Origin of the sequence: Dolichospermum circinale AWQC310F (assembly GCF_000426925.1) — a bacterium.
GTDB lineage: Bacteria > Cyanobacteriota > Cyanobacteriia > Cyanobacteriales > Nostocaceae > Dolichospermum > Dolichospermum circinale.
Window position 1 is genome coordinate 121037 of sequence record NZ_KE384664.1, and the last position, 1392, is coordinate 122428.

2 protein-coding genes are annotated in these 1392 nt (G+C 41.7%); both read left to right on the top strand.

Annotated elements, in window-relative coordinates:
* Positions 1 to 900, top strand: a 900-nt coding sequence (locus ACIR310F_RS0102655; RefSeq protein WP_028082485.1) for a cation diffusion facilitator family transporter, incomplete at its 5' end; no start/stop codon positions are given.
* Between the two features lie 136 nt (positions 901 to 1036).
* Positions 1037 to 1219 (top strand): chlorophyll a/b-binding protein, encoded by a 183-nt coding sequence (locus ACIR310F_RS0102660; RefSeq protein ID WP_028082486.1) that lies wholly within the window; start codon positions 1037 to 1039, stop codon positions 1217 to 1219.
* Positions 1220 to 1392: the final 173 nt, after the last annotated feature.

The following is a 1392-nucleotide window of genomic DNA, read 5'->3' on the forward strand; positions in this document are numbered from 1 at the left end:
CACCATCATCACAGTCACGCTCCAGCAACATTTACTCGTGCTTTTGCTATTGGTACTGTACTTAATTTAGGTTTTGTCCTCTGTGAAATGACTTATGGTTATTTAGCACACTCTCTGGCTTTGTTTGCTGATGCTGGTCACAACCTGGGTGATGTATTGGGACTTCTCCTCGCATGGGGTGCAAGTTCCCTGTCCCGTCGTCCTCCTAGCCACCGCTATACCTATGGTTTACGTGCTTCTTCCATTCTGGCTGCTTTAACAAATGCTGTGGTCTTACTTTTGTCTATGGGCGCTATCGGCTGGGAAGCTATCCGCCGCTTTAATGATTCTAATTCTGTATCAGGGGAAACTATTATTGCTGTTGCCATAGTGGGAATTATCATCAATACTTTGACGGCCATGATGTTTATGTCAGGACGCAAAAGTGACTTGAATATTCGAGGAGCATTTTTACACATGGCTGCGGATGCGTTGCTATCCTTGGGAGTGGTGGTAGCGGGGATTGCTATTTTATTCACCCATTGGCTGTGGCTTGACCCATTGGTAAGCTTAATTGTTGTCGTCGTTGTCGTGATTGGCACGTGCCAATTACTTAGAGACTCTGTAAATTTAGCACTTGATGGCGTACCAGCAGGAATTGAGTTACGGGCTGTGAAAAACTACTTAATTGAACGTCCTGGTGTGGTGAAAATTCACGATCTTCATATCTGGGCTATGAGTACGACGGAAACAGCACTCACGGTTCATTTAGTCATGCCCGGAGGCTACCCCGGTGACGCTTTTTTATGGGAAGTTTGTTGGGAACTTGAACACCATTTTGGGATCAAACACTCTACTGTTCAGGTGGAAATGGGGGATTCTGCTTATCCCTGCCCTTTAGAACCAGACCACGTTGTCTAAAAATGTCTCTTTCTCAAGATACATATAGGTTAGGTGCAAAAAAAAATATAAATAAATATTGCATTTTTGCAAAAATTTGTTATATTTATTTACATAAGGCAATAAAGCTTAGTAAATCCTAATTGGAGTGCTAACCATGACTAATGCAACAAAAACAGCTACTACACCCGTAGTTACTGACCGCAATGCTTGGCGTTGGGGATTTACACCCGAAGCGGAAATCTGGAATGGCCGTTTAGCAATGATCGGTTTTTTAGCAGCAGCTTTAATTGAACTATTTTCCGGTCAAGGCTTTCTCCACTTCTGGGGTATCCTGTAATTTTTCGATAACATATAGGACTCTTGTTTGAGTTTTGAACAAAATTTGCTATATTTGATATATCTCCGACTGCTTTGAGAAGTCGGGGATATTATTTTTATGTTGCCGAAGAGCAAAATATTCATGAAACAAATAGTAGCGAATACGAGTCAATAGGAATATAATAGTAAAAG